Raw genomic sequence first — 6,570 nt, forward strand, 5'->3', positions numbered from 1 at the left:
GATCTAACTAGACTGGATTACAGATTGGAATGGGAGGATCGGTTCCGGACCTATCTACTGCAATTGGACAGCCAAAAGCCTGTTATTATATGCGGGGATTTGAATGTTGCTCATCAAGAGATCGATCTCAAGCATCCTAAGCCGAATCTCGGAAACTCTGGCTTCACGCTGGAAGAGCGCGGTAAGATGACGGAGCTATTAGCGTCCGGTTTTGTCGATACCTTCAGACATTTTTATCCCGATCGTACAGATGTTTATTCCTGGTGGTCCTATATGTCTAAAGTCAGAGAGCGAAATGTTGGATGGAGAATTGATTATTTCTTAGCTTCTTCGAGACTGACAGACTCCTTAAAGGACGCTCACATTGATTTTGAAATCATGGGCAGTGATCATTGCCCTGTTATACTAGATATTGCAGACATCTGAAACTGGATCTTGCCATGCAAAACGGGACCTCATTGAGGTCCCGTTTTCTTTATTGCTTATTGCACGCCGCATTGCATTCTCATTAATCATACTAATTATTAACGTTATTCATATCCTGAACAAGGGCAAGTGCAGTACGCATTTTCTCTATATAATCAGGATTATTGTCAGAACACATAAACTTTATCTTTCCGCTTCCGCGGCCTTCTGCTATTCCGTATCGGTTCAGCATTGCTGTTAGGCGCTTTATAGTCCCGGCATTCCCATCAACAATCTGGATATGAGAAGGCAAGATTTCGCGAAGAATGTTTCTGTAGAAAGGGAAATGCGTACAACCGAGCACGATAATGCCATAGCTGTTTAAATCATAGCCATCCAGCTTCTTATAAAAGTAATCGGTCATCAAGCGGATGTCGAACTGTAAATTTTCACAGTGATGAACAAGCTCCGGCAAAGGCAGCGAGTCAACAATCCCGTCTTCATCAACACGAGATACAAGCGCATAATATTTCGGCTGCTGAAGCGTCAGCGGTGTGGCGAATACCAGCACTCTTTTTCCAGTCGCTCGATTCATTTCTACCGCAGGTTTAACCGCAGGCTCCATACCTATAATAGGAAAGGAATACATCTCTCTAAGCTCTGCAATAGCAATGCTTGTTGCCGTGTTGCAAGCCACAACCAATGTATCAATACTCTCGCCAACCATCAAAGCTACTGTCTGAAGGATATAATCTCTTACTTCCTCCTTCGTTTTAGTTCCATAAGGAACATGAAGCGTGTCAGCCATGTAGACAAAATCATGGGTTGGCAGGCGACGAAGTCCCTCTTCCAGTACAGATAGGCCCCCAAGCCCCGAATCAAAAAAACCGATTGTCATATGTCATCGATTCCTAACGTATCCCTTATTTTTCGAAAAAAATATTGGAGTCCATTTGGCGGCCCCCAATATCAATGAATTATTATTATTGTAATATATTTTCTATGATTACATCAATGCCTTACTCCTTTATTTCCTCGATCTTAGCATCATAAAGCCGGAACATCGTTTTGTAGCCTGATTCGTCTACTTTGATGCCTACATCTAGCCGACCTGTTATACTAAGCGGCTTCGAGGTATATCTGAGCTTAGAGCCATCCTTAACAAAAACGATCATTATTTTGTTCCAGTAGGTCTCGTCTCCATTATCAAAGGGGCATTCTGCGCCTGGCTCAGGAATGAGCAGAAACCAGTTTTTGTCCAAAGACAGCACTTCACCCATAAAGCCCTTTATTTGCACGGTCGATTTAGCCTCTGATAAATCCCAAAAATTCTCGGATGGTGTTGTTTGATCTTCATTATCAAAAAACTTCGACCAAGAGATGGACGGCACTTTATTTGAGGCTTTCACATCAGGAGCTGGAGTCGGTACCGGGAGCTTCTTAGGCTGCGCCGATTCCTTTACACTATTGGTATCACTAACTGGCTTTTTATCAGGCTTGTTCAATGTAGGGGGACTCTCCTGCTTAACAGGCTTATCTGCTATCGCCCCCTCTTTACCACTAACATCAGCAGGTTTATCCGTTATCTCAGTCTCTTTATTACTTGCATCAGCAGGCTTATCTGCTATTACAACTTCTTTATCGTTGGCTTCAGCAGGCAGATCCGTTATCGTGACTTCCTCATTGCTAGTAATACCATCAGTCACTGGCGACTGGGACACTGGTTGTTTTATAGTCACCGCATCGCTAAATGAACCCACTTCGACGCTAGTCTTCGGAGTACCACACCCGCTAATCACAATAAACAAGCCTATAAGTCCAGCATACATCATTAATCTTTTATTGTTAGTTGTCATATGAGTTCCCCTTAATTTCTGAATAAGGATAGCGGATTCGTTCGATACACCTTCATAGCCGGTCCGAGTGAAGCGCAAACCCCAATAACAAGAGTTCCTATGATTAGTAACCCCTCGTTTGATGCCAATCTCAACGCTTGCAGCGAAATACCTGTTTGTTCAAACACTAAATCACTCATGATAGCGCCAACGATATGTCCAAATGCAAGTCCGAGAACGAGCCCCATACAGGTAAGAGCGAGACCTTCTCCGACTAGGCTGCACAAAATATACGATTTAGATTTTCCGATTAAACGCAGCAGTCCAACATCTCGTTTCCGCTCTTGTACCGATGCCGTTAACGCAAGTAGAAGAGAAACAGCTGCTAGCAGCACGCAAATGAACATAACGATCATGAGTAACTGAGAGCCGGTGTCTACCATATTTAGTACATCCGCAACCGCTTTGCTAGAAAAGACAGCTTGGACGTTATCTATTGAATCATAGTCCAGCTTCAAGGTTTGAACGCCGAGCAATGTACTAGGCTTTACGATAATTGCGGTAATCTCCCGGTGAGCCTCTTCGTTCCCATGCACTGCCCAAGCATAATCCATCGTTGTAAAAATAGTGCGGTCATCCGCCGTATTCAGCTTTGGTAAAATGCCAACTACCGTATATTTAAAGCTTGTGTGCTCGTCTTCCTCATGCACTTCTCCCTCATGATCTTCGTCCAGATTAGCAAGGTCGAGATGCTCTACTAAGCCGTGAGCTCCGCTGAACTGATCGCCAATATGCAAACCGAGTGCGCGAGCCGCCGTATATCCGAGCGTCACTCCACCAAGCTCAGAATACAGTTTACCTTCCGCCAAACTGCGGTCCTCATAACGAATTTGAAAATAAGCAGGGTCAATCCCTACAATTGGATAGCCATTATGACTATCTCCAGTTGTCATCCCGAATACAGACTCTGCATGCTTATTTTGTTTGATGCTATCTAATACTTGAATTGGAATATTGCCAGTCGGTGCACCCACACGATAAAAAGTGTTAAGAACAAGCTGTGACTCGCTCCCGTCAGCGCCGATAACAAGCTCGAAGGGACCGTAGCCTTTTTGTGCACCTTGCTCAACACCATCCTTACTCATAAGGAGCAGCGTAAATAACGCGACGGTAATCATAACTGCAAAAATAGTTAATGCTGATAAAAAGGAACGATGCCGCATATTTCTCCATACATATAACCACCCGCTCACGATGCTGTCCCTCCCGCTCCACTTGCGGCGCTTATAACAGTTCTCGGTCGTTGCAATATTTCATTGATGCTTTCCATTTGAACGCTCACTGGATAAAGTTTTGCCAAATGCAAATCATGCGTCACCGTCAACAAAGTAGAACCATTCTCGGCACACATGTCCAGCAGCAGCTGCATGACTGAGGCTGCTGATTCCCAATCCAGACTGCCAGTCGGTTCATCGGCAAGGATCAATCTCGGCCGATTAATAAGTGCGCGGATTATAGCTACTCTTTGCTGCTGCCCACGCGACAGCTGTGAAGGCAGCTGGTGCATCCGATCAGCGAGCCCAACTCGCTCGAACCATTTGGAGAGCAGCTTCTTTCTATCGGTTTTAGCCATACTTCCTGAGCATACTAGCTCGACATTTTGAACTGCTGTCAATGAAGAGATCAAATGGAAGTCCTGAAAAACATATCCGATCATCTCTGCACGGAATCGGTCGCGTTCAGACTCACTCATAGCGCTAACGATTTGTCCCCCTACTTCTAATTGGCCTTGATCACTAGGAAGAACGCCACCAACCAGATGCAGCAGCGTACTCTTCCCACTCCCGCTTGGGCCTAGCAATGCCATTCGCTCACCTTGCGGCACCGACCAATCTGCTATTCGAATAATGGGAACCAACTGCTGCTGCAGCTTGAACGACTTCTCCACCTGCTGAATACGAATCATGTCAGTCACCTCATGCAGCTCCTTATTAAAAAAATAAACAGGAGAGCCATGCTCCCCTGTCTTTAGATAGCTTTTCACATTTCCATGTTACTTAACGATTCTTTCAGACAACGCATCCCATGTCATGCTTTTTCCTGTAAGCTTATTAAATGCATCAAGCGACAAGTACAGCTTGCCATTGTCCACATTGCCTTTCAGATCTGTATCTTTGCCGTTCAACAAAACCTTCTGATTGTCCAATTGAACTGTTATTACTGAACTACCGCTTGTTATCGTAACTGTACGGTTGCTGCTATTCCAATCTACCTTTGCTCCAAGTGCCTCGGAGAGAGCTTTGGCAGGATATAACACTTCATTTGCGCGTGTTACTTTGAATTTAGGGTATAAATGCTTAGCTTGAAGCTCCTCAGTCGCGGCAGCAAGATCGACACCAATTACTTCAGCTGAAGCTGTAGCCACTTGCGTGTTATCGATTTGGCCTTTAACTTTATCAGCAATCGGACCGTAAGCCCATACGCCGACATCAACTGCAGAGTGACCGTGACCGCTCCAGCCTACAAGCAATCTTTTGCTAACAACTGCATTATAAGCGCCTTCTTGAGCATAAGAAGAGCCGTCACCAGCAAGAATTTGCTTTGCTTCCTCGTCGGATAGATCGGTAATCCATGTGTTAGCTGCAACAATTGCTTTTACTTCTGCAATCGTTGTCGCGGCTTTTAGTTTCCCGGAAATAGCTTCGGACGAATTGTTTTGCTTATCCCATAGATCAAGATTCAATTCATAGATGTTGTCGCGGGAAAGCGACAAGCCGCCAGTCTCATGGTCAGCCGTAATCACGATCGATGTGTTTCCATCCTTCTTAGCGAAATCCAGAGCTACCTTTACAGCAGCATCAAAGTCAAGCACTTCCTGGACAGCAGTTGGAAAATCATTGGCATGAGAAGCATGGTCAATACGACCGCCTTCAATCATGATCGCAAAACCTTTTTCATCCTTATCCAAAATATCAAGTGCCTTCTTTGTCATTTGTGCAAGTGATGGTGTTTCAGTTGTACGATCAGGTACATACGCAACATGCGAGCCGCCGAACAAACCAAGCGCTTTGCCGCTATCAGCAGATAGCGCATCTAATGCTTTATTGTCGTCAACATACGTGTAACCTTTCGCTTCGAAGTCCGAAATGATGCTTTTATCTGCACGCTTTCCCTTATCTTCCTTGCTTAAGAAAAAAGAGCTGCCTCCGCCGAACAAGACATCAACATCACTTTCTAAATATTGGGATGCGATCGCATTCTCATTATCACGACTGCGTACATGCGAAGCGTATACGGCTGGCGTTGCGTGAGTAATACGAGCAGTCGTTACGAGGCCAGTTGCCTTACCAGCAGCTTCCGCCGCTTCAATAACCGATGCGTAAGGCTTCGATATGTCTTCATTAGAAACGCTAATACCTGCGTTGTAAGTTTTATGTCCTGTTGCAAATGCTGTTCCAGCAGATGCAGAGTCCGTAACCACACCGGAGACCACCGTACCGCCATCCTCGCCGCGATCTGCATACGTTGTTGCTTGGCCAACATACATGCTGTCTAGTGTCAAATGATCAATACCTTTGTTGTACATCAGATAGTTGCGTGCTGCGCTTACTTGCGCAGGACCCATACCATCCCCAATCAATACAATCAGATTTTTAGAAGGAGCTGTTGCTTCACTAGTCGTGTCAGTCGTGTCAGCAGCAAATACCGCACTCGTGGATAAAACAGATAATGTGAGGCAGCCAGCCAGCATGGATTTCATAACTTTCTTCTTCAAAAAAATCTCCCCTGTCTTATATAAACATGATTTTGATACTTATCCCATTATTAGGCACCAACATCATCGCAATATTAAAGGTAAGTGAAACTATTGTAAATGTCGCTATGGCAAAAGACCTCCCTTCTCCCCATAACACAAAAAAAGCCCGGAAACGCTCTGTTCAGCAGCTTCCGGACTTTTTTTAAAATAAATTATTATGGAGCGTAATCTCCGTTGTAACTAACCAACACAGCATCCTTAACGCCGTCGAGCGCAGACAGCTCGTTTACAAACGTAGTATTATCATCCTTGATTCTAAGCTCGACCGTCATTTCTGTCATATCTTTTCTGACCGTCTTCGATTTAAGCACATGCTTTATTTTACGCAGCGCTATCTTCACTTGCTCAGCCGACGTCTCATCAAATTGGAGAATAAGAAGGTATGGGGCATCTTTCACTTTTCTACGAGACAATATAAACAATACGATACACACTGCGATAGAACCAAAAACAGCAATTGGGTATATTTTAGCACCCGTAGCAATTCCTACAGTAACTGCCCAGAACGCATAC

The 6,570-nt window shown here is 44.7% G+C and carries 6 protein-coding genes and 1 pseudogene; 1 reads left to right on the plus strand and 6 read right to left on the minus strand.

Annotation, left to right across the window (positions count from 1 at the left end; translation table 11 throughout):
- A partial coding sequence (locus AC1DWN_RS24575) for an exodeoxyribonuclease III (RefSeq protein ID WP_477561522.1) occupies positions 1-426 on the plus strand: 426 nt, incomplete at its 5' end.
- 91 nt (positions 427-517) lie between these two features.
- On the opposite strand, the gene murI is transcribed toward AC1DWN_RS24575, so the two are convergent.
- From murI to AC1DWN_RS24605, 6 genes and pseudogenes are all read right to left on the minus strand, one after another.
- Positions 518-1,303: a glutamate racemase gene (gene murI / locus AC1DWN_RS24580; RefSeq protein WP_477561523.1), complete on the minus strand. Its 786-nt coding sequence runs from the start codon at positions 1,301-1,303 to the stop codon at positions 518-520.
- A 121-nt stretch (positions 1,304-1,424) separates the two neighbouring features.
- Complete coding sequence (locus AC1DWN_RS24585) at positions 1,425-2,261, minus strand: hypothetical protein (RefSeq protein WP_477561524.1); 837 nt, start codon at positions 2,259-2,261, stop codon at positions 1,425-1,427.
- Between the two features lie 11 nt (positions 2,262-2,272).
- Positions 2,273-3,493 carry an ABC transporter permease gene (locus tag AC1DWN_RS24590; RefSeq protein WP_477561525.1) on the minus strand — a complete coding sequence of 407 codons (1,221 nt, stop codon included), beginning with the start codon at positions 3,491-3,493 and terminating at the stop codon, positions 2,273-2,275.
- Positions 3,490-4,206 carry an ABC transporter ATP-binding protein gene (locus tag AC1DWN_RS24595; RefSeq protein ID WP_477561526.1) on the minus strand — a complete coding sequence of 239 codons (717 nt, stop codon included), beginning with the start codon at positions 4,204-4,206 and terminating at the stop codon, positions 3,490-3,492. Before AC1DWN_RS24595 ends, AC1DWN_RS24590 begins: the two co-directional genes overlap by 4 nt.
- Positions 4,207-4,293: 87 nt before the next feature.
- The gene (locus AC1DWN_RS24600) at positions 4,294-6,000 is read right to left on the minus strand and encodes an alkaline phosphatase (RefSeq protein ID WP_477561527.1); all 1,707 of its coding nucleotides are present in this window, start codon (positions 5,998-6,000) and stop codon (positions 4,294-4,296) included.
- Between the two features lie 212 nt (positions 6,001-6,212).
- Positions 6,213-6,570, minus strand: a pseudogene (locus AC1DWN_RS24605) (DUF4956 domain-containing protein); the annotation flags it as partial.

Source organism: Paenibacillus sp. P4_A7 (genome assembly GCF_056402455.1).